This is a genomic window from Cyclobacterium sp., from assembly GCF_014762705.1.
Classification (GTDB): Bacteria; Bacteroidota; Bacteroidia; order Cytophagales; family Cyclobacteriaceae; genus Cyclobacterium.
Window position 1 is genome coordinate 21,690 of sequence record NZ_JABURL010000084.1, and the last position, 25,551, is coordinate 47,240.

The 25,551-nt window shown below is 41.9% G+C and carries 23 protein-coding genes; 10 read left to right on the forward strand and 13 right to left on the reverse strand.

The features are described 5' to 3' along the window. Nucleotides 1-2: 2 nt before the first annotated feature. Complete coding sequence (locus HUJ21_RS15825) at nt 3-899, reverse strand: M28 family peptidase (protein WP_291371475.1); 897 nt, start codon at nt 897-899, stop codon at nt 3-5. A 95-nt stretch (nt 900-994) separates the two neighbouring features. Here HUJ21_RS15825 and HUJ21_RS15830 point away from each other — a divergent pair, with 95 nt between their 5' ends. Then, the gene (locus tag HUJ21_RS15830) at nt 995-1,963 is read left to right on the forward strand and encodes an NTPase (RefSeq protein ID WP_291371477.1); all 969 of its coding nucleotides are present in this window, start codon (nt 995-997) and stop codon (nt 1,961-1,963) included. Nucleotides 1,964-2,056: 93 nt separating this feature from the next. Here the strand turns inward: HUJ21_RS15830 and HUJ21_RS15835 are convergent, their stop codons facing one another. The 4 genes from HUJ21_RS15835 to HUJ21_RS15850 form a co-directional block, all read right to left on the reverse strand. Further along, a complete protein-coding gene (locus HUJ21_RS15835; RefSeq protein ID WP_291371479.1) occupies nt 2,057-2,314 on the reverse strand; it encodes a hypothetical protein in 258 nt (85 codons plus the stop codon). Beyond that, the gene (locus HUJ21_RS15840; RefSeq protein ID WP_291371481.1) at nt 2,295-2,609 is read right to left on the reverse strand and encodes a thioredoxin family protein; all 315 of its coding nucleotides are present in this window, start codon (nt 2,607-2,609) and stop codon (nt 2,295-2,297) included. The genes HUJ21_RS15835 and HUJ21_RS15840 overlap by 20 nt, the downstream gene beginning before the upstream one ends. An 87-nt stretch (nt 2,610-2,696) precedes the next feature. Continuing rightward, nucleotides 2,697-3,266: an inosine/xanthosine triphosphatase gene (yjjX, locus tag HUJ21_RS15845; RefSeq protein ID WP_166150899.1), complete on the reverse strand. Its 570-nt coding sequence runs from the start codon at nt 3,264-3,266 to the stop codon at nt 2,697-2,699. A gap of 30 nt (nt 3,267-3,296) precedes the next feature. After that, nucleotides 3,297-4,004, reverse strand: coding sequence for a YebC/PmpR family DNA-binding transcriptional regulator (locus tag HUJ21_RS15850; protein WP_166150897.1), 708 nt, complete (start codon nt 4,002-4,004; stop codon nt 3,297-3,299). 168 nt (nt 4,005-4,172) lie between these two features. Here HUJ21_RS15850 and HUJ21_RS15855 point away from each other — a divergent pair, with 168 nt between their 5' ends. The 3 genes from HUJ21_RS15855 (at nt 4,173) to HUJ21_RS15865 (ending at nt 6,730) form a co-directional block, all read left to right on the forward strand. After that, a complete protein-coding gene (locus HUJ21_RS15855) occupies nt 4,173-5,498 on the forward strand; it encodes an NAD(P)/FAD-dependent oxidoreductase (RefSeq protein ID WP_291371484.1) in 1,326 nt (441 codons plus the stop codon). An 89-nt stretch (nt 5,499-5,587) separates the two neighbouring features. Continuing rightward, the gene (locus HUJ21_RS15860) at nt 5,588-6,013 is read left to right on the forward strand and encodes a DUF4890 domain-containing protein (protein ID WP_291371486.1); all 426 of its coding nucleotides are present in this window, start codon (nt 5,588-5,590) and stop codon (nt 6,011-6,013) included. 117 nt (nt 6,014-6,130) lie between these two features. Continuing rightward, nucleotides 6,131-6,730, forward strand: coding sequence for a TIGR04282 family arsenosugar biosynthesis glycosyltransferase (locus tag HUJ21_RS15865; protein ID WP_291371488.1), 600 nt, complete (start codon nt 6,131-6,133; stop codon nt 6,728-6,730). 390 nt (nt 6,731-7,120) lie between these two features. Here HUJ21_RS15865 and HUJ21_RS15870 read toward each other — a convergent pair whose 3' ends face one another. The 5 genes from HUJ21_RS15870 to mutY form a co-directional block, all read right to left on the reverse strand. Continuing rightward, complete coding sequence (locus HUJ21_RS15870; RefSeq protein WP_291371490.1) at nt 7,121-8,596, reverse strand: glutamate synthase subunit beta; 1,476 nt, start codon at nt 8,594-8,596, stop codon at nt 7,121-7,123. Between the two features lies 1 nt (nt 8,597). After that, nucleotides 8,598-13,091: a glutamate synthase large subunit gene (gene gltB, locus HUJ21_RS15875; RefSeq protein WP_291371492.1), complete on the reverse strand. Its 4,494-nt coding sequence runs from the start codon at nt 13,089-13,091 to the stop codon at nt 8,598-8,600. A 365-nt stretch (nt 13,092-13,456) separates the two neighbouring features. Further along, entirely contained in the window at nt 13,457-14,806 is a 1,350-nt protein-coding gene (gene gldE / locus HUJ21_RS15880) for a gliding motility-associated protein GldE (protein WP_291371494.1), read from the reverse strand. Nucleotides 14,807-14,863: 57 nt separating this feature from the next. Further along, a complete protein-coding gene (gene ssb / locus HUJ21_RS15885; protein WP_166150883.1) occupies nt 14,864-15,328 on the reverse strand; it encodes a single-stranded DNA-binding protein in 465 nt (154 codons plus the stop codon). Nucleotides 15,329-15,378: 50 nt separating this feature from the next. Continuing rightward, nucleotides 15,379-16,461 carry an A/G-specific adenine glycosylase gene (gene mutY / locus HUJ21_RS15890; protein ID WP_291371497.1) on the reverse strand — a complete coding sequence of 361 codons (1,083 nt, stop codon included), beginning with the start codon at nt 16,459-16,461 and terminating at the stop codon, nt 15,379-15,381. 162 nt (nt 16,462-16,623) lie between these two features. Between mutY and HUJ21_RS15895 the strand changes: the two genes are divergently transcribed. The 3 genes from HUJ21_RS15895 to HUJ21_RS15905 all read left to right on the forward strand — a co-directional run bounded on the left by HUJ21_RS15895 (nt 16,624) and on the right by HUJ21_RS15905 (nt 19,524). Further along, on the forward strand, nt 16,624-16,932 hold the full coding sequence (locus HUJ21_RS15895; RefSeq protein ID WP_166150879.1) for an HU family DNA-binding protein: 309 nt from the start codon (nt 16,624-16,626) through the stop codon (nt 16,930-16,932). Between the two features lie 20 nt (nt 16,933-16,952). Further along, a complete protein-coding gene (locus HUJ21_RS15900; RefSeq protein WP_291371499.1) occupies nt 16,953-17,774 on the forward strand; it encodes a tetratricopeptide repeat protein in 822 nt (273 codons plus the stop codon). A gap of 178 nt (nt 17,775-17,952) precedes the next feature. After that, on the forward strand, nt 17,953-19,524 hold the full coding sequence (locus tag HUJ21_RS15905; RefSeq protein ID WP_166150875.1) for an Rne/Rng family ribonuclease: 1,572 nt from the start codon (nt 17,953-17,955) through the stop codon (nt 19,522-19,524). A 17-nt stretch (nt 19,525-19,541) separates the two neighbouring features. Here HUJ21_RS15905 and HUJ21_RS15910 read toward each other — a convergent pair whose 3' ends face one another. Both HUJ21_RS15910 and HUJ21_RS15915 read right to left on the reverse strand, forming a co-directional pair. Continuing rightward, the gene (locus tag HUJ21_RS15910) at nt 19,542-19,913 is read right to left on the reverse strand and encodes a DUF805 domain-containing protein (RefSeq protein ID WP_291371501.1); all 372 of its coding nucleotides are present in this window, start codon (nt 19,911-19,913) and stop codon (nt 19,542-19,544) included. 91 nt (nt 19,914-20,004) lie between these two features. After that, on the reverse strand, nt 20,005-20,784 hold the full coding sequence (locus HUJ21_RS15915) for a type III pantothenate kinase (RefSeq protein WP_291371503.1): 780 nt from the start codon (nt 20,782-20,784) through the stop codon (nt 20,005-20,007). A 128-nt stretch (nt 20,785-20,912) separates the two neighbouring features. Between HUJ21_RS15915 and HUJ21_RS15920 the strand changes: the two genes are divergently transcribed. The 3 genes from HUJ21_RS15920 to HUJ21_RS15930 are packed head-to-tail and all read left to right on the forward strand — an operon-like array spanning nt 20,913 to nt 24,079. Continuing rightward, nucleotides 20,913-21,392: a GNAT family N-acetyltransferase gene (locus tag HUJ21_RS15920; protein ID WP_291371505.1), complete on the forward strand. Its 480-nt coding sequence runs from the start codon at nt 20,913-20,915 to the stop codon at nt 21,390-21,392. A 53-nt stretch (nt 21,393-21,445) separates the two neighbouring features. Beyond that, complete coding sequence (locus HUJ21_RS15925; protein WP_291371507.1) at nt 21,446-22,546, forward strand: VWA domain-containing protein; 1,101 nt, start codon at nt 21,446-21,448, stop codon at nt 22,544-22,546. 3 nt (nt 22,547-22,549) lie between these two features. Continuing rightward, the gene (locus HUJ21_RS15930; protein ID WP_291371509.1) at nt 22,550-24,079 is read left to right on the forward strand and encodes a magnesium chelatase; all 1,530 of its coding nucleotides are present in this window, start codon (nt 22,550-22,552) and stop codon (nt 24,077-24,079) included. Nucleotides 24,080-24,186: 107 nt separating this feature from the next. Here the strand turns inward: HUJ21_RS15930 and HUJ21_RS15935 are convergent, their stop codons facing one another. Then, nucleotides 24,187-25,383, reverse strand: a complete 1,197-nt coding sequence (locus tag HUJ21_RS15935) for a redoxin domain-containing protein (protein ID WP_291371511.1) — start codon at nt 25,381-25,383, stop codon at nt 24,187-24,189. Nucleotides 25,384-25,551: the final 168 nt, after the last annotated feature.

Below are 25,551 nucleotides of genomic sequence, written 5' to 3' on the forward strand. Positions count from 1 at the left end.
GATCAAGGTATGCTTTGATCGATACCGATAATGGTTTCTAAAATCAACTCGCTTGCCTGGATGAAAAAATCCTGTTGTATATTTTCAAAAGTATCAGTTGGCTGGTGGTAATCCCGGTGATCCTCTACTCCAAAATAAATGAAGGGCACCCCTCGCTCATGGAAAGGGCCATGGTCTGATGCTTTGCTCCAGTCCTTCTCTCCTGGAGCTCCGTCATTCCCCAATACCAAACGAATGGGAGAATTTCCCGCTGCGTCAAGCAAATGACTTCTGAATTGAGGATAAAACCGGGTGCCTACTGCATAGAGGGTATTGTCATCACTTCTGCTGATCATGTCCATGTTGATTACAGCTTTCACCTGTTCCAATGGAAAAGGAAAATCCCTAACCAGGGCTCTGGCACCCAATAATCCCTTTTCTTCCGCATCACATGCCACTATCATAACCGAATGGTTGGGAGGATTTTCTGCTAAATAAGCCGCGATGCTCAGAAGGGCCGCCGTACCAGAGGCGTTGTCATCGGCTCCATTGAAAATCACCTCTCCTTTCTTTCCCAAATGGTCATAATGGGCCATGATCACCAGTATGTCATCGGTGACTGTGCCTGGAATAAAGCCGACAAAGTTTGTGCCCTGACCCATGTCCTGATTGCCGGCTTCAAGCCTGAATTTCTGGACAAACCCTGGAAATTGACTACTTAAACCCAAGGCTTTGAAACGCTCTGCAATGAATTTCCCTGCTTTGATATTTCCTTCACTCATTGCTGACCTACCTTCAAGGCCATCCGAAGAAAGATACTGAATATCTTCAATTAGAGTCTGCTGATCAATTTTCTGGCACCATCCTTCCAGGGGACCAAACCCAAAAAATAATAAAATAAGTGGCACAATCGTTTTCATATCAAAAGATTTTAATAGAACTTGTGTATATTCGTGAAAATACTAAACTTTAACATGTGGATGTGATTTTGTGTATGAAATATCTTTTTCCAGCAGTGATTCTAGCTTTTTTTTCCCTGCAAAGTTATGGCCAATCCACCACAGTAGATCAATTTTTAAATGGGAAATCGGTCGTTTTAATTTCCGCCTCAGGTACCGCAGATCCTGCTTTAAGCTGGAAAGGCCTTGCTGAGGAAATTCATCCTGCACTTATACGTGCAGGTGGAGATCCCATCGCCTATTATGAATTGGAAGAAGTCATTTTATCAGATGCCATTAAAAATACCTATGCCGCTTTTTTCAATCAAAGATTGGTGAAAAACATTGTTCTGCTAATCAGAAAAAGTAATGGTGATTATTACGGCCATATTTTCCCCTTTTCGGGCAATGCAAATATTATTTCTCCGGGAAACAGCTGGTCGGGTACCTCATCAAATTTGGAAGGGCTAAAAGAGGAATTGGCATCCATTGGCACCGGTAAAAAAAGTGAAAATTTTTTGGTCATAGAGGTGCCAGAATATCCTATGGTACCTGGTCTGGAAGCTAGTGCTGCCGGAAGTGCCTTTATACCCAGGGCACCATTAAACCTCGATGCCTTTAAATTGGGCATATTGCTAACAGGAGCGTCTGGAAATGAAGGTTTTCTGACTACATTCAGACATGACATTTATGGAAAACCCGAGGCTCAGGTAGAGGCCGAGCAAAGGGCGGAAAGAGAAGGTTTGGAGTCCATATTTTCCAACCATTACCCTTATCAGGTGGAATTCCTGACTAGTGCCAAATCCAATCAGGAATTGATCGGTGAAGGAATTCAGTTTATTCTGATGAAACAGGAAGGACGGGAAGCTGATTTGATGCAAAGTATGGGGGTGTCTGTTCAGGACATTGAAAACCCCGATAGAATTGTGGTGAAGTATTATATCCGGTTTTTGGTTAGAAATGAGCTGTATATAGGGGAAACATGGGATGCTGATCCTGACTGGAATACCGCCTTAAGAAGTTTTTTGCAACAAATCGTACCATAAAAAAGGGTATGCCACTTTGGACATACCCTACACTTCGTTTCAGTAGATTGATTTTTGGGTGATAAACAACTTTCCTACCTTTTCAAAGTGCAATTATTTATCAATTGAACCCACTACCCGCTTCATAAAAGTATTCATGGCTTCTTTTTTATCCGTACCATCTTTGATCATTTGATTCACCTCAAGGGTACCATAAAGATTTGAGAGCAATTCACCCATTACATCCAATTCTTCATCCTTAAGGCTACTGATTTCGGTCATTGATTCCAACAATTCGATGGTCTCAACCACCCAATCTTCGTCATTCTCTTCAATAAATTGCAATACATGTTTAATTATTGGTAATCTCATTGATCAATGTTTTTAAAACTTCTTCTTTATTCGTTTGTACCTGATTGACAATGGCTCCCTTATCAAAAACAGCAAAAGTTGGCAAATTGGTTACCTGAGCAAGTTTCCTGGATTCTGGCAATTTCTCTGCATCCACATAAAGAAAGGTAATATCTTCAAAATTTTTGCTCAACCTTTTCATTTTTGGCTTCATGATCCTACAGTTCCCACACCAGGTGGCACCATATTGTACCACAACTTTCTCGTTGTCCTGAATAATTTGAGCTAAATTATCTGATTCTAGTTCTTGTAGCATATAATATTTGGTTTTAAATAAGCCGCAAATTTAGTAACTATTATTTTTAAAATCCAATTGATTATATCTATGAGTCTTATGTGACATTTAATAAATGCTTTTATTGACAAAAGGTATTAATGCAAGGGTAACGGCCTGTTGGTAATATTCCATCCTGTTGACAATACCGTTGGTAAGTATACCCACAGCCCCGTTGTTTTGTTTTGAATTGGTTCTTTTGAAAACCTGATCATCAGCCTCTCCCAGTTCCATGCCTTCCCTGATTAATTTTGACAAGGCTTCCGGGAGGAAAAACGTGGCGGTCTTGGCTTTTCCGATTTTATTGCTGCCGTCCATCACTACCATCCAGGCAAAGGCTACCATTTGCTCACCCACTTCATCAACTCCACCTTCAATACCCACCCAAAAATCAGCTTCCGGAAACGCCTTTTTGGATTCATATGCCCGATTGTACGCTCCTGTATAAGTTTCTACATCTCCCATAGGCTGGGCACTTACATTCGGGTCTGCATTAAGACCCTGTACGATAAAATAGTCTTCAAAAATGGATTGAAATGCGTTTTCTGTACATTTGATCTTAACAGGGTTTTTGCTTCCTACAATAACTAACTTTTGCCTTTTCTGGTCCTGCAGGTTTCTTCTTTTAGGGAATGCCATTGGGTGAATTAAAGTTGAAAATAATTGGTTTTAGGCCATGTTGTGATATACCTGGTTTACATCGTCATCTTCCTCCATCCGCTCTATCATTTTATTGATATCTTCCTCCTGCTCTGGGGTTATTTCTGTAGTAGACATGGGAAAACGCTGCATGTCCGCACTAATGGTTTCTATACCTTTGTCTTCCAGGGCCTTTTGCATGTTGCCAAAGTCTTCAAAGGCCGTATAAACAAAGATTTCGCCTTCATTTTCATCAATGTCATCCAATCCATAATCAATCAGGTCCAGTTCCAATTCCTCCAGGTCCCAAGCCCCCTTTTCAAAACGAAAAACAGCTTTCCTTTCAAACATAAAACTTACGGATCCAGATGTACCCAGTGAACCACCTGCTTTCGTAAAATAATGCCGTATGTTGGCCACTGTTCTATTGATATTATCCGTTGAAGTTTCTACAATTACCGCAATGCCGTGAGGACCATATCCTTCATAAACCACCTCTTCATAATCCTTCTCATCTTTATTGCTTGCCCTGGCTATCGCTGCTTCTATCCTGTCCTTGGGCATGGAAGCCCCCTTGGCATTTTGAATCACCGTCCTTAATTTGGCATTGTTGACAGGGTCCGGGCCACCTGCCTTGACAGCCATTACGATTTCCTTGCCCAGGCGGGTAAACACCTTGGACATTTTGCTCCATCTTTTGAATTTCCTTTCCTTTCTGAATTCAAATGCTCTTCCCATATACTTTTTATTTCAGGTTTGTAAAAATAATTAAAAATTTGATTTGGACTACCATTAAAGTAAACAAAGAACTTTTCCTGCAAAACCATAAATTTGCCTTCCAATCCTCAAACCCTAACCCAATAGTTTCGTTTATATAACAGGTATTTTCACTTTAACGCCAGCACCATGCAAGAACCAATTCCAAACCTGCCTGAATCTCCCTATCCAAAAATTGTGGTTATTGGAGCAGGCTTTGCAGGTCTCAAATTAGCCAGGATTTTGAAGAACAAAGCTTTTCAGGTGATTTTGCTCGACAAGAACAATTACCACCAATTTCAACCTCTTTTCTACCAGGTTGCCACAGCAGGTTTGGAACCCAGTGCCATTTCATTTCCTTTAAGGAAAATCTTCCATAATACCCCAAATGTAACCTTCAGGCTTGCCGAAGCAAAAAAAATAGACCAAAATCAAAAAAGGCTGTATACCAATATTGGTTATTTGGATTATGACTACCTGGTCATGGCCATGGGCGCAGATACCAACTACTTTGGTTTGCTGAATATCATGGAAAATAGCATCCCCATGAAATCGGTATCAGAGGCGCTATTTATCCGGAATAAAATTATATCCAATTATGAAAGGGCCATCAATATCACCGATTTGGAGGAAAGAAAAGCCCTGATGAATGTGGTTATTGTTGGAGGAGGCCCAACAGGAGTGGAATTAGCCGGGGCAATGGCAGAATTGCGGAATAAAGTTTTTCCAAAAGATTATCCACAGCTAAACTTTAACAATATGAAGGTGGTCCTGATGGAGGCAGGAGACCGATTGTTACCTGGCATGTCTCCTACTTCCGGCACAAAGGCAAGAGAATACCTGGAAAACCTGAAGGTTGAGGTCATGTTGAAAACAGCTGTAGAAGACTATGATGGATTAAACGTGATCATTAATGGTGAGACAGCCGTTAAAACGCAAACCCTGCTCTGGGCGGCCGGGATTAAACCCAACGGCATTGAAGGATTAACAGACCATCAAACCTTCAAAAACGGCCGCTTGTTGGTTGATGAATATAACAAGTTAGCTGGGACTGAAAATATTTATGCACTTGGTGACTTATGTCTGCAAGTGACGGAGGCTTTTCCTAAAGGACATCCGCAGGTGGCCCAGGTGGCCCTCCAGCAAGCCAAAAACCTGGCAAATAACCTGATCATTCAAGCAAAGGGCGGCAATCCCAGGCCTTTCACTTACAAAGACCTGGGAAGCATGGCTACTGTTGGACGCCGGTTGGCCGTGGTGGAATTGCCTTTCATTAAATTCCAGGGTATGTTGGCCTGGTTGACATGGCTTTTTGTACACCTGATGGCCATTTTGGGGGTAAAAAACCGGATTTTTATCTTTCTGGACTGGGCCTGGAACTACCTGTCTTTTGACCCTTCTCTTCGACTACTCATCCGCCCAACCTACGTGAAGCCAAAAGACAGGGAAAAACTGGTAGAGGTAAGTAAAAAATAAATACAATTTAACGTTTGTTAACATTTGGCCGATTAAACCCTTTCCACTTTCCATGGTCTAAGACTTATAAACCAATTATTAGTTAGACCATGAAAAAGTTATTAATGATTTCCGCAGTAATGATCGCTACTCTATTTCAGGTAAATGCACAAAAAGAGCGGGGCCGGGATATTTCCCCAGAAAACCTGGCCGACCGGATGACAGAAAGGATGAGCGAAAGATTGGGACTGAATGAGTTACAGCAGAAAGAAATTCATGCCTTACACCTGGAACAGGCCCAGAAGCGAAAAAATGAGATGGAGGAGAGAAAAGAAGCCATGGAAGCAAGGAGGGATGCAATGAAAGCAGAAAGAGATGCCCATGAAGCAAAAATTAATCAAATCCTTACTCCGGAGCAGCAGGAGAAGTGGGAAGCAATGCGGCAAGAAAACCGCCAAAGGATAAATGAAGGGCGCAGGAGCCCTGAAAAAAGAATGATGAACCGGGGAGCTCGTGGAGGCAATAGACCCGGCTAAAGGTTATAGATTGATTTGCAATCTATTTTTGGGTTTAATTAATGGATAAATACCGGTGGTCATTGACACCGGTTTTTTTATGGACTTACATTTTATTGTTCTAATTTGGGAATATTTATGAAAAGAGCAATTATTGTTTTCCAGAAATTTCCCGAAGCCGGTAAAGTAAAAACAAGACTGGCCCAAAGTATTGGAGAAGAAAAAGCAGCAAAGCTATATGAATTCCTGCTTAGACATACACACCAGCAGCTTGGAGAAATGGATGCAAGCATTTTTGTTTTCCACCAGGGACCTGTTGTTGCTCATGAATACCCGGAACAAGGCTATTCCTTTTTTCCCCAAAAAGGGAATGACCTGGGGGAAAAGATGGCCCTGGCATTTCAGAAAGTATTTGAAATGGGTTTTGATCAGGTACTGGTAATCGGAACGGATTGCTATGAACTGAAAAGCGGACACCTGAACCAAGCTTTTTCGGCCCTGGGAAAAAACGATGTGGTCCTTGGCCCTGCCCGGGATGGAGGGTATTACTTATTGGGTATGAAGACATTCTGGCCCAAATTATTTAAGGGTATTTCATGGAGTACTTCCACGGTATTGCATGCCACGCTGAAAAAGGCAGCGGGCGCCGGTATGTCCACCAGCCTGCTTGACACGCTTAATGATGTGGACCGGTATGAAGATTTGGGAGAATTAAAGGAAATGCTGGATCAGTTTTAATGTTTCACTATAATGAAACCAAATATTTGAAAGATTGGCCTAATATCCTTGAAGGTTTTTTTCTTTCCCAAGAAGATGTCCAATATGCCTATCGCACACCAACCATTGAAAATTGGATTGGGTTGAATCCAATTTAATAGTAACAATAGTATTTTGCTCAAAAATGATCTTCCCATGAATATCAATGATATTGCTGATAGCCTCGGATATATACATGCCACTCACTTTTCGGCGCCATTAAAAAAATTCCACGGAAAATTGCCCAAAAATTTCCGATAGGCGGCTAATTCAGCCGAAAATTAATATAGAGTAATACCAGACTTTCCATAAAAAAAGACAGCTTTTTCAAACTGTCTTTTGTATTTCTTCCTTAAAATCTGAATTTCTATTTCAGGCTTCGGCCTCACTTTCCTCATAAGAATAGAAGGATTGATCCCTTCTGGCCAGAGAGGATTTACCTCCACTTAGAAATTTATCCACCTCCACAGCACATTCCCTGCCTTCTGCGATGGCCCAAACCACCAAAGATTGGCCCCTGCGCATGTCTCCTGCCAGGAACACCTTGGGTACAGAACTTTGATAATTCTTTGACTTTGGAAGCCCATTCTCCAACAGATCCACATCAAAAGCTTCCAACAAGCCTGATTTGGGACCCAGGTAACCTATGGCCAGAAGAGCCAGGTCACATGGCAGTGTTTTTTGGGTGCCTTCCACTTCAAAGAACTGCATTCTGCCATTCTCTTCTTTCCATTCTATGTCCACTACAGTCAGGCCAGTGACTTTTCCTTTGGCATCTTTGGTAAACTCCTTGGTCAGTACGGACCAGACCCTGTCAGCCCCTTCTTCATGAGAGCTGGATGTTCTCAGCGTCATGGGCCACTCGGGCCAGGGATTAAGGGTAGTTCTAGCCTGAGGAGGCTTTGGTAATAATTCCAATTGGGTAACGGAAGCCGCTCCATGCCTGTTGGAAGTTCCGATACAATCGCTTCCGGTATCTCCTCCTCCGATTACAATAACGTGTTTGCCTTTGGCATTGATCGGATTCTCCTCCAATTCACCCGAAATTACCTGGTTCTGCCTGCCCAAAAATTCCATGGCGAAATGCACACCTTCTGCATCCCGATTGTTGATTTTCAGGTCCCTGGGGTGCTGGGCACCTGTAGAAAGTACCACCGCATCGTAATTTTGCAGGATATTGTCTGCCTTGATATTGAACCCTACCTCTGTATCTTTGCTGAAAATCACACCTTCCTCATTCATCACATCCACCCTGCGGTCGATAACCCATTTCTCCAATTTGAAATCAGGAATACCATAGCGAAGCAGTCCACCTACTTCCTTGTCCTTTTCAAACAAGGTCACCTCATGTCCTGCCTGATTCAACTGATCTGCTGCTGCCAGACCTGCTGGACCGGAACCGATCACAGCCACTTTCTTACCCGTCCTATGGGCCGGAATTTTTGGCTTGACCAAATTGAGTTCAAATGCCTTTTCAGCTATGCTTTTTTCAATCAGCTCTATTGCTACCGGATCTTTGTTAATCCCCAATACACAACTTGCCTCACAGGGAGCTGGACAGATCCTTCCGGTAAATTCAGGAAAATTATTGGTGCCCCTGAGTATTTGGTAAGCCAATTCCCATTCCTTATGGTAAACCGCATCATTAAAATCTGGGATTACATTTCCAAGAGGACAGCCATTGTGGCAAAAAGGTATGCCACAATCCATACAGCGTGCTGCCTGTTGGTTGAGCACCTTTGGGTCCAAAGGCTTGTAAATCTCTTTGTAATCGTTCTTCCTGTCTTTTGGGGATCTTGAGCTTTGTAGCTGTCTTTTGTATTTTAAGAAACCTTCCTTATCCGCCATATTATACTAATGTTTTTGAATTTTCCAACGCTCTTTTTCTCAGTACCTCCTTGTAGTCCCGGGGAATAACTTTGACAAACCGCTGCTTGCTGTTTTCCCAATCCTCCAATATCCTGTTTCCAATATTGCTGGAGGTTAAATCCACATGGTCCTGCAAAGAGGATTTGATGGTAGCAAAATCATCCTCGTTGAGTGGATCGATATCCACCATTTCTTTATTGATATTGCCGAGGTTTTCCTTGAAAATGTAGGCAATTCCACCACTCATACCGGCAGCGAAGTTTCTGCCTATTTCACCGAGGATAATGGCAAGGCCACCAGTCATGTATTCACAACCATGGTCTCCAATTCCTTCAACTACTGCTTCCACACCAGAGTTCCTTACACAGAAACGCTCTCCTGCCTTACCCTTGATAAAAGCTTTTCCGGAAGTAGCACCATAAAAGGCCACATTACCTATAATAATGTTGTCCTCTGCCACAAAATTGGCATTCCTGCTGGGGAAAACGACTAGTTTACCTCCTGACAAACCTTTACCAAAATAATCGTTTGCCTCTCCTTCCAGTTCAAAGGTTATTCCCTTAGCCAAAAAGCCTCCGAAAGTCTGCCCGGCAGATCCCTTAAACCTGAAGTGGATGGTATTGTCTGGCAAGCCCGGGCTTCCAAAGAACTTAGATACCTCATTGGACAGCATGGCACCCACTGTACGGTCTACATTTTTAATTTCAAAGTTTCCCCTCACAGGGTTGGCTTGTTCCAATGCAGGTGTAGCTGCCTGAATCAGTTTTCTATCCAATACTCTTTTCAACCTGAAATCCTGATCAATTTGCTTGTATATCCCAACATGGTCAGGTACCTCCACTTTATGGAAAATAGGACTCAGGTCAAGTTTTTCCCATTTCCAATGGTTCATTTGCCCATTGGCTGCTTTCAACACATCACTTTGACCCACCATCTCATTTACCGTCCTGAAACCAAGTGACGCCATGATTTCCCGAAGGTCTTCAGCCAAAAAGCGGAAGAAGTTTACCACATGCTCCGGGTCTCCGGTAAATAATTTACGAAGTTCCGGATTTTGGGTAGCGATCCCTACCGGGCAGGTATTGAGATGACATTTTCTCATCATGATACAGCCTTCTACGACCAGGGCTCCAGTGGAAATTCCCCATTCTTCGGCTCCCAGCAGGGCGGCTATCGCCAGGTCTCTTCCTGTTCTCAGCTGTCCGTCCGTCTGTAAGGTAACCCTGCTCCTCAGATTATTTTTTACAAGGGTTTGGTGTGCCTCTGATAAGCCAAGTTCCCAGGGAAGGCCTGCGTGCCTGATAGAACTCAGGGGTGAGGCACCTGTTCCTCCATCTGCCCCCGATATCAGGATCACATCGGACTGCGCTTTCGCCACACCCGCAGCTACTGTTCCCACACCAGCCTGAGAAACCAGCTTCACATTGATTCTGGCTTTCCTATTGGCATTTTTGAGATCATAGATTAGCTGTGCAAGATCCTCAATGGAATAAATATCATGATGAGGAGGAGGAGAAATCAAGCCTACCCCAGGGGTAGAATGTCTTACTCTTCCGATCCAGTCATCCACCTTGTGTCCGGGAAGCTGTCCTCCCTCACCTGGTTTAGCTCCCTGAGCCATCTTGATCTGTAATTCTGAAGCATTGGTCAGGTAATTGCTTGTCACTCCGAATCTTCCCGAAGCCACTTGCTTGATGGCAGATCTTTCCCAGTCTCCATTCGGTTTTTTCTCAAACCTGATTTCATCTTCTCCACCCTCTCCGCTATTGCTTTTTGCCCCGATTCGGTTCATGGCAATGGCTAAAGTAGAGTGAGCTTCATGTGAGATAGAGCCAAAGGACATGGCACCGGTGGCAAACCGCTTCATGATTTTCTCTGCAGGCTCTACCTCCTCCAATGGAATGGATATTCTTTTCTTAAATTCCAAAAGACCTCTCAGGGTCAAGGCATCCTTGGTCTGATCGTTGATCTTTTGGGCAAATTTTTTATACAGCTCAAAATCCCCGAGTCGGGTAGATTTTTGCAGCAGGTGTATGGTCTCAGGATTGAAAAGATGTTTTTCACCCCTTCTTTTCCATTGATAAATCCCGCCTGCTTCCAATAAAGGGCTTTCGGTTTCGTAAGCAGCATGATGCCTTACCAGTACCTCATCCGCCAGTTCATCAAAAGAAACCCCGCTGATTCGGCTTACTGTTCCCTTAAAACACCTCTCAATTACTTCAGGACCCAGTCCGATCGCTTCGAAAATTTGCGCACTTTGATAAGACTGAAGGGTACTGATACCCATTTTGGATAATACTTTTAATAAACCCTTTCCTATCGCCTCTTTGTAATTTTCAAATAATTTTTTCTGAGGGATCTTCCTGGACAACATCTCATTATCGTTGAGATAGAGCAGTGTTTCCAATGCCAGGTAAGGGTTTATGGCACTGGCTCCATACCCAATGACCGTGGCAAAATGATGGGTTTCTCTAATGTCACCTGCCTCTACCACAATACCTGCTTTTGTACGTATTTTTTGGTTGACCAGGTGATGATGAACAGCCCCTACTGCCAGCAAAGAAGGTATTGGGGCAGTGGTGGATTGGCAATTCCTATCTGAAATTATCAGAATGTTTTTGCCCTCTTTAATGGCATCCTCTGCCTCCTGGCACAATTTATTTAATGCCTCAAGCAATCTGCCGGGCTGATGGTCGGCAACAAAATGAGCGTGCAATGTCGCGGACCGATACCCTTTATTTTCCAGGTTCCTTAATTTTTCCAGGTCTTCATTGAGAAGTACTGGTTGTGAAATATGGATTTGACGGGTATGGGTCGGGCTTTCTTCCAAAATATTGTAACTCTCCCCGATTCTGGTGAATAAGGACATCACCAATCTTTCCCTTATAGGATCAATAGGAGGGTTACTAACCTGGGCAAAAAGCTGTTTGAAATAATTGGAGATATGCTGACTTTGCTTTGACAAAACTGCCAAAGGCGTATCCGCCCCCATAGAACCAATAGGTTCATAGGCAGTATCAGCCATGGGTGCCAGCAATACTTTCAAATCTTCCTGGCTATACCCGAATATGGTCTGTCTTTTTCGGATTTGTTCGGTAGAATAGGGTAAAGAAAGTTTTTCAGGCGAAGGAATCAGCCTTAATTTTAACCTTTCTTTTCTGATCCATGAATCGTAGGGCTTTCGGTTACAAACTTCTTCTTTTACCTCCTCATCAAATGCCACTTTTCCTTTGGCCAAATCGGCGAGCAGCATTCTTCCGGGGCTTACCCTCCCTTTTTCTACAATGGTGGCATCTCTGATAGGTAAGGCACCAGCTTCAGAGGAAAGAATCAAGCGATCGTCGGAAGTGACAAAATACCGTAACGGACGAAGACCGTTTCTATCCAAGGTAGCGCCCAGCGACTTGCCATCGGTAAAAAGCAAAGCCGCAGGTCCATCCCAGGGCTCCACCAGGGAAGCATGAAATTTGTAAAAGGCCTTCTTCTTCTTACCCATGGTTTTGTTATCCTGCCAGGCTTCCGGAACCAACATCATCATTACGTGGGGCAGGCTTCTTCCACTCAAGGTCAGTAATTCCACCATGGCATCCAGGTTGGCCGAATCAGAATGCTTGGCATTGGTGATCGGCATCAACATCTGAAGTTCCTCATCCGAAAACAGCCCACTCTTCATCAGGGTTTCTTTGGACCTCATTTTGTTCAGGTTGCCCCGGATGGTATTGATCTCACCGTTATGAGAAAGAAACCTGAACGGTTGGGCTAGTCGCCAATTGGGAAAGGTATTGGTAGAAAACCTGGAGTGTACCAATGCAATGGCAGAGGTTAATTTATTGTTTTGCAGGTCTTTGTAAAAAGTCAACACCTGATCAGTTCTCAGCTGACCCTTGTAAATTACGGTTTGGCTGCTGAAACTGGCAAAATAGAAAGCATCATTCACACCAGGAATAGTGGAGTTGATGATTCTGGTGGCATAATTTCTCAATACATATAATTTCCTTTCCAGATCCAGACCAGAGAGATGGTCGGAATGACGAACAAAAACCTGTTCAATATTGGGCATCACTTCCAATGCACCTGAGCCTGGAATGGTTTCGTCGGTTGGAACTGCCCTGTAGCCCAGGAGTTCGAATCCCAATTCCTTTATTATAGTATTTAAACTGGCTTTACTCTTTTTATATAACTGCTTATTTCTGGGAAAAAAAACCATACCTACGCCATAGCTTCCCTCCTCAGGCAACTCAAAACCAAGCCTTAAAGTGATTTCCTTAAGAAAGGTATGGGGAAGTTGGATCAAGATACCTGCACCATCGCCGGTCTTGGGGTCACTTCCTCTTCCTCCCCTGTGCTCCATATTGCTCAACATCAGCAAAGCATCACTTATCGTCTCATGGCTTTTCTGCCCTTTCACATTAACAACAGCGCCAATTCCGCAGGCATCATGTTCGAATTGTGAACGATATAATCCTTGATTCATTCTGTTATATTTATTTGTAATTGGTACTGAATCCAGTTTGAAAAATTCATAATAAATTTTTCATTTTTTAAATTCAAGACAATAAAGGTAACACAAAAATGAAATAATAGTTGAGAACTAAATAAAAAATTATGATTAAGAGAATAAGAGTTTATCTTTTATTTTTAAGTCAATTAAGCTTATTTTATGTTAATATTGAATTTTATGGTTTAAATTAAAACCACTTTTTATTAAGACTCCCTCCTTGTTTAACCCTTTAAGTTTGAATTACGCAATTTTAAAACTACAAAAAAAAAATCAGAAAAATAAACCTCTCCAACAAAAATTAAATTCATTCTTACAATAGTCCGATCCTCTGGCTCCTATCAGTCTGCCTGGTCTGGGATATTTTTATCTAAAGGCTCATCCATCACCACTTTAACTTTTTTAATTTTTCTGGTATCCACTGCCATTATAGTAAATTCAAAGTTTTCGAACCTGATCTTGGTTCCGTTTTTGGGAAGGTTGGAATTCAGCTCCAGTAATAAGCCTCCAAGAGATTCACTCTCCCCTTTAACATCATCAAACAGCTGAATGTCCAACTCCAGCTTCTTGCAGAAATCGTTAAGGGAAATTTTACCTTCAAACAAATAAGTTCTGTCATCCAGCCTTTTGAACAAGTATTCCTCCACCTCATCAAACTCATCGTTGATATCACCAATGATTTCCTCAATCAGGTCTTCCAGGGTAACCAGCCCTGAGGTGCCTCCATATTCATCAACTACGATGGCCATGTGAACCCGCTTGTTTTTAAAGTTTTTAAGCAAGTCTGCCAGCTTTTTGTTTTCGGGAATAAAATACCCTTTCCTGATCAGGTCCTGCCATTGGAAATGTTCATCCTTTTCAATATGTTCCAAAAGATCTTTGATGTAAAGTATTCCCTTGATATGATCAATGGTATCCTCATAAACCGGAATTCTTGAATAGCCACTTTTGTTGATTTTATCCATTAACTCATGAAAATCCATCTCCAGGTCCACAGCTGTCAGATCCATTCGGGACTTCATTACCTGTTTTACGGATAAGGTCCCGAAATTTACTATTCCCTTTAAAATATCTCTTTCATTATTGCTGGTGTCCAGGGAAGTAATTTCCAGAGCCTGGTGTAACTCATCCACAGACAGGGAATACCCTTTTCTTTCTATACGTCTTTCTATCACATTGCTCATTGCCATCAGCATATAGGATAGGGGGCTCAGCAGAATTGAAAAATAATAAATGAAACTCCCCGTCAGCCTGGAAAAAGCAACCCTGGCGGAATTGGCATATACTTTTGGTATTATCTCACCGATAAAAACGATCGCAAAGGTGACACCTATGGTTTGGAATAGGATAATAATGATCCCTGAAGTATCAGTCCCAAAAACCGACCAGGTAAAAAATGTGGTTAGGGTCACAATACTGATATTGATCATGTTATTGAGAATCAATATGGTACTCAATAACTTTTGAGGGTTTTCAATCAGTGCAATTATTTTTTTCGAACGCTCATCAGACACTTCCTGAATGGACTCCACGTCTTCATGGTCCAATGAAAAAAAAGCTACTTCTGATCCGGAAACCAAGGCTGATAAGACCAATAAAACGAAAAACAAAATCGTATTGGCTACCAGGTAAACCGGTGAAACAGCCAGTAAGTCGGCCAACAGCAGCAAACTCGGGTAGGGGTCGTCCATTAATAAACTAATCTTATTTTTTGCAAAGCTAAGGATTTTAACCGAAACCCTATCCTATCAAAATGGTAAATCATCTGTCCCATCTTCCTCATTATCAATGGATGGCTCTGAAGCGACCTGATTTCGGTTGCTGCCTGCAGCATTGCCAGACATATTTTCCATGCCCGATGGGCCTCCATCCTGCCCTGTACTTCTGGATCCCAACATGGTGAAACTAAGCACCCTGATCCTGATTTTTTTCCTGTTATTGCCCTGCTCATCCTGCCAGGTATCGGATTTAATTTTTCCTTCTACATATATCTGGCTACCTTTTTTAAGGTATTGCTCTGCTACCCTTGCCTGCCCATCCCAGAGCTCAAGGTCATGCCATTCCGTATTTTCCACCCGGTTACCAGAGCGATCTTTATAGGCTTCTGTAGTCGCTAACCTAAGGTTGGCTACTACTTTATCTCCTTCCAAATGCTTGACTTCAGGGTCAGCGCCAAGATTGCCTATCAAAATAACTTTATTAACTCCCGCCATATTTTTTTGTGATTTTTAGTTGGTACAAAAAGCTAAATAAATATAATCAATTATTTGATTTGATTCAAATACCTCAAGATCAATTTCGGTTTGCCCATCTCCTCTAACCTCTCTTCATCTGCCAGGGCATAATTTTTACCCTCAGCCCAGGATTCCAAGGCCTCCTTCTGGCCGGGTCTCAAGGTAACTTTCACAAAGGAAGCGAAAATTTTCTGATGGGTAAGAAGGTGCTTTAGTGGTTTTTCTCCCGACAGCCCAAAAACCGGTCCAAATGAAGAAAGTTCGTTGAAAAGCGACAGATTTTCAGGTTGAGGTGATTGGATTTCCTCCATGGATCGACATTCATCCAAAGGAAAATCTACAAGGCCTTGCCAGATATCATTGGGTCCTCTCCTGTTTACCACAGTATACTCCCCTGCCTGTATGTGGTAATAAATAAAATACCTGGATCTCACCTTTACTTTTTTCTCCTTGACCGGCAATGCAGCCACCATGTCGTTTTTCCGGGCAAAGCAATTCTCCCGAAGCGGGCAGCTACCGCAATCCGGGTTTTTCGGTACACATTGCAGGGCACCAAATTCCATAATTGCCTGGTTGTATTGATCCGGGTGATTTTCAGGAATTATTTGATTGGCAAGCGTTTCAAACTCTTTTTTCCCGGCAGTAGAGCCTATATCGGAATAAATGCCAAAATACCGTGAAAGCAGCCTGTACACATTTCCATCTACTACTGCTACTGCTTCCCGATACGAAAAGGAGGCAATAGCGGCCGCAGTGTATGGGCCAACACCTTTTAGTTTCAGCAGGCCAATGTAATTGTCCGGAAAGCTGCCTTCCCATTTATCCACAATCTCCCGTGCACATGCATGCAGGTTGCGTGCCCGACTGTAATAGCCCAGCCCCTGCCAGGTGCGCAGTATTTCTTCCTCAGGGGCTGCTGCCAGTTGTGACACTGTGGGAAATTTTTCCACAAAAGTACGAAAATAGGGCAGCCCCTGAGCCACTCGGGTCTGCTGCAAAATAATTTCAGACAACCAAATGATATATGGGTCCTTTGTGCCTCTCCAAGGCAAATCCCGACGGTGAACCGGATACCAACGAAGAAGTTTTTCAGTGAAATAGGAAAATGTCAAAATTAACAAATGTTTGTTGATTCATTTTAATTTAGCAAAACAAGCTAATTTTATTCATTTTATTTTTTAATTGGAATGGTTATTGTAAATTTGCACTCCCAAAATTACTTGGTTAATAGGAGGTTAAGCCTCTATTGAATTACACAATAAAATTTAAAGACAGTGACTAAAGCAGAGGTAATCACAAAGATTTCAGAGAAGACAGGAATTCAAAAGGACGATGTTACACAAACCGTTGAAGCGTTTTTTAAAGTTGTAAAGGATTCAATGGCGGAAGGAGATAACATTTATGTCAGAGGTTTTGGCAGCTTTATCAACAAGAAAAGAGCTAAAAAAATTGCGAGAAACATTTCCAAAAACACGGCTATCGTAATAGATGAGCATTATGTTCCCGCTTTTAAACCTTCCAAATCTTTTATTGAAAAAATCAAGAACAGCCAAACCGTTAAAGAATTGGCACCCCAGGAATAATTACCTGGAAAATTAAACTTATGAAAAGATCCCAAATTGTTTTCGTCCTGGCCGGATTGCTGCTTACTTACCTGCTCTACAGATTGCCAATGGTAGTCGTGGACAATGAGGAGCAGCAACTTGCTGAAGGCGGTGGTGGTTTGGGATCTGATTTTTCCGCTGATGGAGACACTCATAACAGTTCACTGGATGAACGTGACCTGGAAGTAATCGAAAACCTCATGTCGGAGATGGAAGGTGAACCTGATGACAAAAATTTTGTTATATTTGCAGATTCCATTGCCAAAGTTTATGAAGCTGGTGGAAAAATTGATAGTGCTGCTTTCTTTTACAGTTTAATTGCTGAAAAAATACCTGGCGTTGAAAACTGGGAAAAGGCCGGTAATACTTATTACGAGGCTTTTGGGTTTTCTATGGATGATGCCAAAACCAAAAGGATGGCTGAAAATACCAGGCGGTACCTGGGAAAAGTATTGGAAAGCCAACCTGAAAGACTTGATCTGAAAACCAAAATAGCCATGACATACGTGTCTTCTTCCAATCCCATGCAAGGAATAACCATGCTCAGGGAAATTCTTGAAGAGGACCCGGATAATGAAGAAGCTTTGTTTAATATGGGCATACTTTCCATGCAAAGCGGACAGTATAAAAGGGCTGTAGAGCGATTCGAAAAACTGGTAGCCAATCATCCTGACAATATTCAGGGTCAGTTTTATTTGGGGGTTAGTTTATTTGAATCCAATCAAAAAACCCGGGCCAAAGAGCAATTGCAGTCTTTAAAAGAAAAGACGGATGATCCTCAGATCCTGTCCGGAATAGAGAATTACTTAGATAGATTATAGTTATAATATTGTTAAACTTTAAACCATAAAATTATGCCTTGCGGTAAAAAAAGGAAGAGACATAAGATTGCTACGCACAAGCGTAAGAAAAGATTAAGGAAAAACAGACACAAGAAGAAGTAAGTGTACTTCTTTGAATCATTTAACACGTTCTTTTATTTTATAACAGAGACACAATTTGAGCTCAGAATTATTAATTGATTCATCTCAAAATGGTAGTCGCATCGCCTTGTTGAAAAACAAAAGCTTGATTGAACTTCACGTTGAAGAGGAAGACAATAAGTTTAAGGTTGGTGATATTTATCTTGGAACTGTAAAGAAAATCGTCAATGGCTTGAATGCCGCTTTTATAGACGTAGGTTTTGAAAAAGACGCTTTTTTACATTATCAAGATCTTGGACCACGGGTAAACAGTTTAAATAAACTGGTAAAACTAATCCGGAATAAAAACCGAAAGGAATTAAACCTGAAAGGTTTTGAAAACGAACCGGAAATAGACAAGTTGGGTAAAATATCCCAGGTTTTGTCAAAAAACAATCAGGTTCTTGTTCAGGTGGTCAAAGAACCGATATCAACAAAAGGCCCGCGATTATCCTGTGAGCTCTCCCTTGCTGGTCGATACCTGGTGTTGGTACCATTTTCTGACACGGTCAATGTATCCAAAAAGATACGTAGTGCCGAAGAAAGAAGAAGGTTATCCAGACTTATCACATCCATCAAACCCGTAAATTTTGGGGTAATTATCCGTACTGTTGCAGAAGGACAATCTGTCACAGAACTGGATAAAGATCTCAGAAACCTCCTTGAGGCCTGGGAAGAAGGTATGAGTAAGCTTCAAAAAGCCAAGGTAAAAGACAAAATCATCGGAGAAATGAGTCTGGCCTCTTCTATTATCAGAGACCTGCTCAACGAATCTTTCGACGCAATCACGGTAGAGGACGAAGTAATTTACGATCAGATGCGATCTTATATAAGATCCATTGCTCCAGAAAAAGAAAAAATTGTTAAGCTTTTCAACGGAAAAGCAAAGCTCTTTGAAAGTTTTGGTATTGAAAAACAGATCAAAAGCCTGTTTGGATCTGCTGTTAGCCTACCTCAGGGCGGTTATCTCATTATTGAGCATACCGAAGCCCTACATGTGGTGGATGTAAACAGTGGCAACAAGTCCAATCAGGAAAGTGATCAGGAAAATACAGGCCTGAAAACCAATTTAGTGGCTGTAAAAGAAATTGCAAGACAATTGAGGCTTAGAGACATGGGGGGTATCATCGTTATCGATTTTATCGATATGAAAAAGGCAGAAAATAAGCGGGCCATTTTTGAAGCGATGAAAGATGCCATGAGAGATGACCGCTCTAAAAACACGGTACTCCCGCTTACCAAATTCGGATTGATGCAAATCACCCGGCAGCGAGTCAGGCCCGAAATGAACATTGTCACAAAAGAGACCTGCCCTTCCTGCAATGGAACAGGGAAAATCCAGGCTTCCATATTGGTGGCTGACAAATTGGAAAAAGATTTAGAACATCTTGCAACACATCAAAACGAATCGAAGATTAAAATAGCCTTGCATCCCTATTTATATGCCTATTTTACACATGGCATGATTTCCAAAAGGGTACAATGGTTTTTTAAATATTACAAATGGATCAGTCTGATTAAAGATTCTTCACTACCGGTGACGGAGTACAAATTCCTGGATCATTCAGGAGAACCTATAGAAGTTATTGTTAAAAGCGAGTCTGAATAAGACCCGCTTTTTTTTTATTATTGAACCGCTGTTTTAGGGTTGGGACCATATTGGTTATCCGGTTTGCTATCCTCGACCATAAAAACGATAAGCACAATTAGTCCTATTATTGGAATGAGCCCTATCAAAATCCACAATCCCGACCGGCCGGTATCGTGAAGTCTTCTCACTGCCACTGCAATACCAGGAATAAATACACCCAAACTGTAAATCATACTGAGGAAATTACTGTCCAGAAAAGTCCCCACAATGCCGATTCCAATACTCACCAGTACATTGAACAAAACGAAATACCAATATTCACTTCTTCTGGCGCGCCCCTCAAATTGAGCATATTTGTTTTTTAATACATCAAGATAATAATCAAAAGGTTGTGTTTGGGGATTCATAGTATCTGGTTTTACGGTGGAAATTGAAAAGATTTAAACTAAAATTTTATAAAGCCATTTCCAAATTAGATCTCCAAATTTTTTTGAAAAGTTAACCTTTTTTACAATTTATCCTTGTAATCTGATAAATCCCCTTCAATGTCAGGTGGATGTCCATGAGGTCGAATTCGGCTGACAGGTGCTGCATCACCGGAGACAGGCCTCCGGTAGCAAGGACCTTAAATTTCATTTGAGTTTCTGCTGAAATGGATGCCAGCATTCCTTTAACCAATCCCGTATATCCATAAAAAATACCTGCCTGAATGGCGTGGACCGTGTTTTTCCCCAATACGGAATCGGGCATCTCCAGGCTTACTTTTGGCAATCTGGCCGTACCGGTAAACAATGAATTTATAGCCGTTTTGATACCAGGCACAATATTGATCCCGATCACATTGCCCTTACTGTCTATGATGCTAAAAGTAAGGGCTGTGCCAAAATCCACAACGATACAAGCTTCTTTGAAGCAATCATAGGCAGCTGTAATATTGGCCATCAAATCAGACCCTATTTCTTCAGGATTGGAAGTTTTAACCGGGAGTTTATCATAACTTTTTTCATTGATCATGTATGGCATCCGACCAAAAAAATTTTCTGTGCATCTCAACAATATTGTTTTTAAATCAGGGACTACGGTACTCACCCCAATGCCATCGATGGTGTCAGGATGCAGGCCGTTCTCCAGAAAAAACAAACCCAAAGCTTTTTCCAATTGTAAAACGGATAATTTTTTGGTGGTTTCTACCCTGAGTACATTAAGCCAGGAATCACTGCTTTCCTCATAAATTCCAAAAACAATATTTGAATTTCCTGCATCTACTGATAAAAACATGGCGTATACGATTACGTTTTCAAATATAAAAACTGATACAGAAATCCCCTGCTCAAGACAAATATTTATTTTTTTAGTAAGCACCCGATTTTACAGCTAATCTGATCCATTTTTATTAATTTCAAATCATGTACACTGTTAGAGAAGGAAAAAAAGAAGATCTGCCAGCGATATTTGACCTGATCAAGGAGCTGGCTCTGTATGAAAAAGCACCTGAAGAAGTGACCAATACTTTGGAAATGATGGAAAAAGACGGTTTTGGTCCGCAACCTGTTTTTGGTTTTTTTGTGGTAGTTAGGGACGAAGATCAATCGATCATTGGAACGGCAATTTATTATTTCAGGTACAGTACCTGGAAGGGGAAAAGGCTTTACCTTGAAGATTACATCATCACCGAGCAGGAAAGAGGTAAGGGAGCCGGCAAATTGCTTTTTGAAAGGGTACTGGCCAAATCACTGGAAGAAAAATGTACCGGAATGATGTGGCAGGTTTTGGATTGGAATGAACCTGCAATTAAGTTTTACGAAAAATACGGTGCCAGCTTTGAAGAAGAATGGCTCAATTGCCATTTGCAGGCGGAGGAAATAACCGCACTCATTCAATCCTGAAAAGGTATTTAGAAAAGTTAAAACCCAAGGAGCCTAATTCTTGTTGTGTAAATATGAAAGGATTCAGATTCACTAAATTCGTTCCCCAAAAAGACCCGGATAAAAATTCCTTTGAACAGCTTTTGGATATATTTCTACAGCTAATCACCATGACTGGTGGAGATGTGGCAGAAGCCTTAAGTTGGCTTACCAATCTGGACAAACGATATAACATGACCAAACCCGGATATGGGATTGGTGATTTTATAGAGGATTTAAAAACCAAGGGCTATCTGGATGAAAAGCAGGGTAAGGGAGAATTAAAAATCACCGGAAAATCCGAGCAGACCATAAGGAAAAGCGCGTTGGAGGAAATATTCGGAAAGTTGAAAAAAGGGAAAGGAGGGCAACACAAAACCACCCATACCGGACCTGGAGAGGAAAGAGGCTCGGACCGAAGACCTTTTCAGTTTGGGGATAATCTGGATCAGATCGCTCTGACGGATTCCCTGCGGAATGCCCAGGCCAATCATGGTTTTTCCGGAGACTATTTATTGACTGAAGATGATCTGGAGGTGGTGGAAAGTGAAATGCGTACCCAGACATCAACCGTTTTGATGATTGATATTTCACACTCCATGATCCTTTATGGAGAAGACAGGATTACACCAGCCAAAAAAGTAGCCATGGCACTGGCTGAACTCATCAAGACGCGTTACCCTAAAGACACGCTGGATATTATCGTATTTGGCAATGATGCCTGGCAAATAGAGATAAAGGATCTCCCCTACCTGCAAGTAGGTCCTTATCATACCAATACAGTGGCTGGTTTGGAACTGGCCATGGATCTGCTGAGAAGAAGAAAAAATCCAAATAAGCAGATTTTTATGATTACAGATGGGAAACCCACCTGTATGAAAGTTGGCATCAAGTATTATAAAAACAGTTTTGGAATTGATAGCAAAATCCTAAAAGAAACCCTGAAACTTGCAGCTCAATGTAGAAAATTAAAAATTCCTGTAACCACTTTTATGATTGCCTCCGACCCTTACCTCAAAGAATTTGTAAAGGAATTCACGACGGTTAACAATGGAAATGCCTATTACAGTAACCTGAAAGGCCTGGGTCATTTGATTTTCGAAGATTACAGGCGAAACCGAACCAAACGTTTTTAAAGCATGGAATACACAAAAATGACCAGCAAAGAGATACAAAAAATAAAAACTTTAGGCCAGTTAAAAGCCTCCGGTTATTCACACAAAACCATTAAAGAAGAACTGAGAAGTAACCTGATCAAGAAAATAAAAAATAAAGAGAATGTATTTGAAGGCATATGGGGATATGAAGATACGGTGATCCCTGATATAGAAAGGGCCATACTTTCCAAACACAACATCAACTTGCTAGGTCTGAGGGGGCAGGCCAAAACAAGAATTGCCAGAATGATGACCCTCCTGCTTGATGATTTTGTTCCGGTGGTAAAAGGGGCCGAATTGAATGATGACCCGCTAATGCCCATTTCTACATTTGCGCGACAGGTGATTGAAGAAAAGGGAGATGATACCCCCATTATCTGGTGGGCAAAGGAAGACCGGTATACAGAAAAACTGGCTACTCCAGATGTATCCGTTGCGGATTTGATAGGAGACGTTGACCCCATCAAGGCAGCGACCATGAAACTATCCTACAACGACGAAAGGGTCATCCATTTTGGTTTGGTTCCCCGGTCCCACCGGTCTATTTTCGTAATCAACGAATTACCGGATTTACAAGCCAGAATTCAGGTAGCCTTATTCAACATCCTTCAGGAAGGCGATATTCAAATCCGGGGCTTCAAACTCAGATTGCCTCTGGATATCCAATTTGTCTTTACTGCAAATCCTGAAGATTACACCAACCGTGGTAGCATCGTCACACCCCTTAAAGACAGGATAGAAAGCCAAATTATCACCCACTACCCAAAAAGTATCGCCATTGGCAGAAAAATCACTGAGCAGGAAGCAAAACTGAAAGGAAGGCCATTGGAAAAAATCCATGTTCCTGAGCTGATGAAAGACCTGATCGAACAGATTGCGGTAGAGGCCCGTGAAAGTGAATACGTGGACGAAAAAAGTGGGGTATCGGCCAGGCTGACAATATCTGCTTACGAAAATCTGATCTCTGCCGCAGAGAGGAGGCTTTACCTGAATGGGGAAACCAACACCATGGTTAGAATAGTGGACCTCATTGGGGTGATTCCCGCTATTACCGGCAAAGTGGAGCTCGTGTACGAGGGAGAACAGGAAGGTGCCGGATTGGTGGCCTATAACCTGATCGGAAAAGCCATAAGAAATCTTTTTGTACAATATTTCCCATCTCCAGAACAAAAGAAAAAAGATAAGGAAAAAGAAGGCAACCCTTATGTACTTCCCTTGTCCTGGTTTGGAGAGGGCAACAGTCTGGATATTTTGGCCACCCAAAGCGATAAAGAATATAAAAAAGCCCTTCTTGAAGTCCCTGGGCTGGAAAAAATAACAACACAATTTGTGGAAGCCCTTCCGGAAAAAGAAAAGGAATTCTACATGGAGTTTGCCCTTCACGGCCTGGCCGAATACAGCCAGTTGAGTAAAAAACTGCTGGATACCGGTATGCAGTTTAAAGATCTTTTCAGCAGCATGTTTGATCTGGGTGCACCAGGCATGGATGAGGAAGACGAAGATTTCAATTAAAGATAAAAAGGGAGGGGATAAATTTATTCCCTCCCTTTTTGTTTAGGGGCTTTTCTCTTCTTTAATTTAAATCCCTCCGGCTTACAAAAATACAAACTTTTGATTTATCAATAATACCGCCCAATCATGGGGTGATCTACGATCTTTTTTTTGAGCGCCAGGGGTTTGATGGTTCCGGGTACCTTGTAGTGGACTTTTCCACCAGGTTCTACCAATAAGGTCAGTGGGAGGCTACCGTCCCAATCATTTTTAACCACATCTATGATGGCATACTTGTCGTCAGTATCCACCAGATAATTGGTGGTAGCTGAATGTTTTTTCTGGAGGAATTTTAAGGCTTTGTCGGCGGATTCCGGATTATCCAGACTTACGGACACAAACTCAAAATCTCTGTTTCCATACATCCGTTGTATTTTGATAAACTCCGGATATTCTACAATACAGGGGCCACACCAGGTTGCCCAGAAATTCACCAACCTCAACTGATCGCTGTCATTCTGCAATAATTCCTCCAAATCAGCCAAGCTGATCTTATTCAGTTCCACTGGCTTTTTCTTCCAGTCTTCGTTAACTTTTAGGGTGTACTCATTTTTCCAGGCCCACTTAATGGAACAACCAAAAGCAGGAGTCGTGGCTTTGTCTTCAGCCAATTGTTCTCCTTTCAGGGTTTTTTCAATGGCATATTTGGCATCTTCAGCCTGCCCCGTCCCGGGTTTTTCAGAGGCATCTATTCTTCCCTGATATGTCAGTTTCCTTTCTTTATCAAAAACAAAGATATGGGGTGTTGCAGTAGGGCCATATGCTGTTGAAAAATGATGCTCATCCCCATCATAAAGATAGGGGAAGTTATAATTCATTTCTTCAGCCCTGACCTTCATGCTTTCAAAATCATCGTTCAGATCAGTATAGCCAAGTTCTTCAGGAAGTACGGCAATGGGAGAATTGGGAGATATGGCAATAAACTGCACTCCCTGCTCACTGTAAGTACTCACCAGATCGTTGAACCTTTCTTCATATGCCTGTGCTGTGGGACAATGGTTACAGGTAAAGTTAATGACCAACACCTCTTTGTCATCAAAATCTGACAATTCATGATATTGTCCATCCACCCCAGGCAGCTTAAAATCTGGTGCCTGCTCCCCAATGGCCAGCGTAGTCACCGGCTTTTCCTCCACCACCTTAGGATCCGGTGTGAAAAATGGAGATTCAGCAGAAGTAGGCTCCCCTTCTTTACCCGAATTTTCTTTCCCTTCACCACAAGCAGAGAAAAGGGAAACCATTAACAGGAAAGTGAAAGGTTTCATTGATACAACTAATGATTTTGAATAGGTCATATTGAAATAGGTATATTGATAAAATTAAATTTAATCAATATACCTATTAAATAAAACCATAAGAAACTAAAGCTCAGTGTAAACGAATGAAAAATTTTACCTGCCTATTAAAATCCCCCGCCTGCTGAATAGCTCTTA

Coding starts and splice junctions, on each gene's coding strand:
- HUJ21_RS15825 (WP_291371475.1), bottom strand. CDS start 899: ATGAAAACGATTGTGCCACTTATTTTATTATTTTTTGGGTTTGGTCCC.
- HUJ21_RS15835 (WP_291371479.1), bottom strand. CDS start 2,314: ATGAGATTACCAATAATTAAACATGTATTGCAATTTATTGAAGAGAAT.
- HUJ21_RS15840 (WP_291371481.1), bottom strand. CDS start 2,609: ATGCTACAAGAACTAGAATCAGATAATTTAGCTCAAATTATTCAGGAC.
- yjjX (WP_166150899.1), bottom strand. CDS start 3,266: ATGGCATTCCCTAAAAGAAGAAACCTGCAGGACCAGAAAAGGCAAAAG.
- HUJ21_RS15850 (WP_166150897.1), bottom strand. CDS start 4,004: ATGGGAAGAGCATTTGAATTCAGAAAGGAAAGGAAATTCAAAAGATGG.
- HUJ21_RS15855 (WP_291371484.1), top strand. CDS start 4,173: ATGCAAGAACCAATTCCAAACCTGCCTGAATCTCCCTATCCAAAAATT.
- HUJ21_RS15860 (WP_291371486.1), top strand. CDS start 5,588: ATGAAAAAGTTATTAATGATTTCCGCAGTAATGATCGCTACTCTATTT.
- HUJ21_RS15865 (WP_291371488.1), top strand. CDS start 6,131: ATGAAAAGAGCAATTATTGTTTTCCAGAAATTTCCCGAAGCCGGTAAA.
- HUJ21_RS15870 (WP_291371490.1), bottom strand. CDS start 8,596: ATGGCGGATAAGGAAGGTTTCTTAAAATACAAAAGACAGCTACAAAGC.
- gltB (WP_291371492.1), bottom strand. CDS start 13,091: ATGAATCAAGGATTATATCGTTCACAATTCGAACATGATGCCTGCGGA.
- gldE (WP_291371494.1), bottom strand. CDS start 14,806: ATGGACGACCCCTACCCGAGTTTGCTGCTGTTGGCCGACTTACTGGCT.
- ssb (WP_166150883.1), bottom strand. CDS start 15,328: ATGGCGGGAGTTAATAAAGTTATTTTGATAGGCAATCTTGGCGCTGAC.
- HUJ21_RS15900 (WP_291371499.1), top strand. CDS start 16,953: ATGAAAAGATCCCAAATTGTTTTCGTCCTGGCCGGATTGCTGCTTACT.
- HUJ21_RS15910 (WP_291371501.1), bottom strand. CDS start 19,913: ATGAATCCCCAAACACAACCTTTTGATTATTATCTTGATGTATTAAAA.
- HUJ21_RS15915 (WP_291371503.1), bottom strand. CDS start 20,784: ATGTTTTTATCAGTAGATGCAGGAAATTCAAATATTGTTTTTGGAATT.
- HUJ21_RS15920 (WP_291371505.1), top strand. CDS start 20,913: ATGTACACTGTTAGAGAAGGAAAAAAAGAAGATCTGCCAGCGATATTT.
- HUJ21_RS15925 (WP_291371507.1), top strand. CDS start 21,446: ATGAAAGGATTCAGATTCACTAAATTCGTTCCCCAAAAAGACCCGGAT.
- HUJ21_RS15930 (WP_291371509.1), top strand. CDS start 22,550: ATGGAATACACAAAAATGACCAGCAAAGAGATACAAAAAATAAAAACT.
- HUJ21_RS15935 (WP_291371511.1), bottom strand. CDS start 25,383: ATGAAACCTTTCACTTTCCTGTTAATGGTTTCCCTTTTCTCTGCTTGT.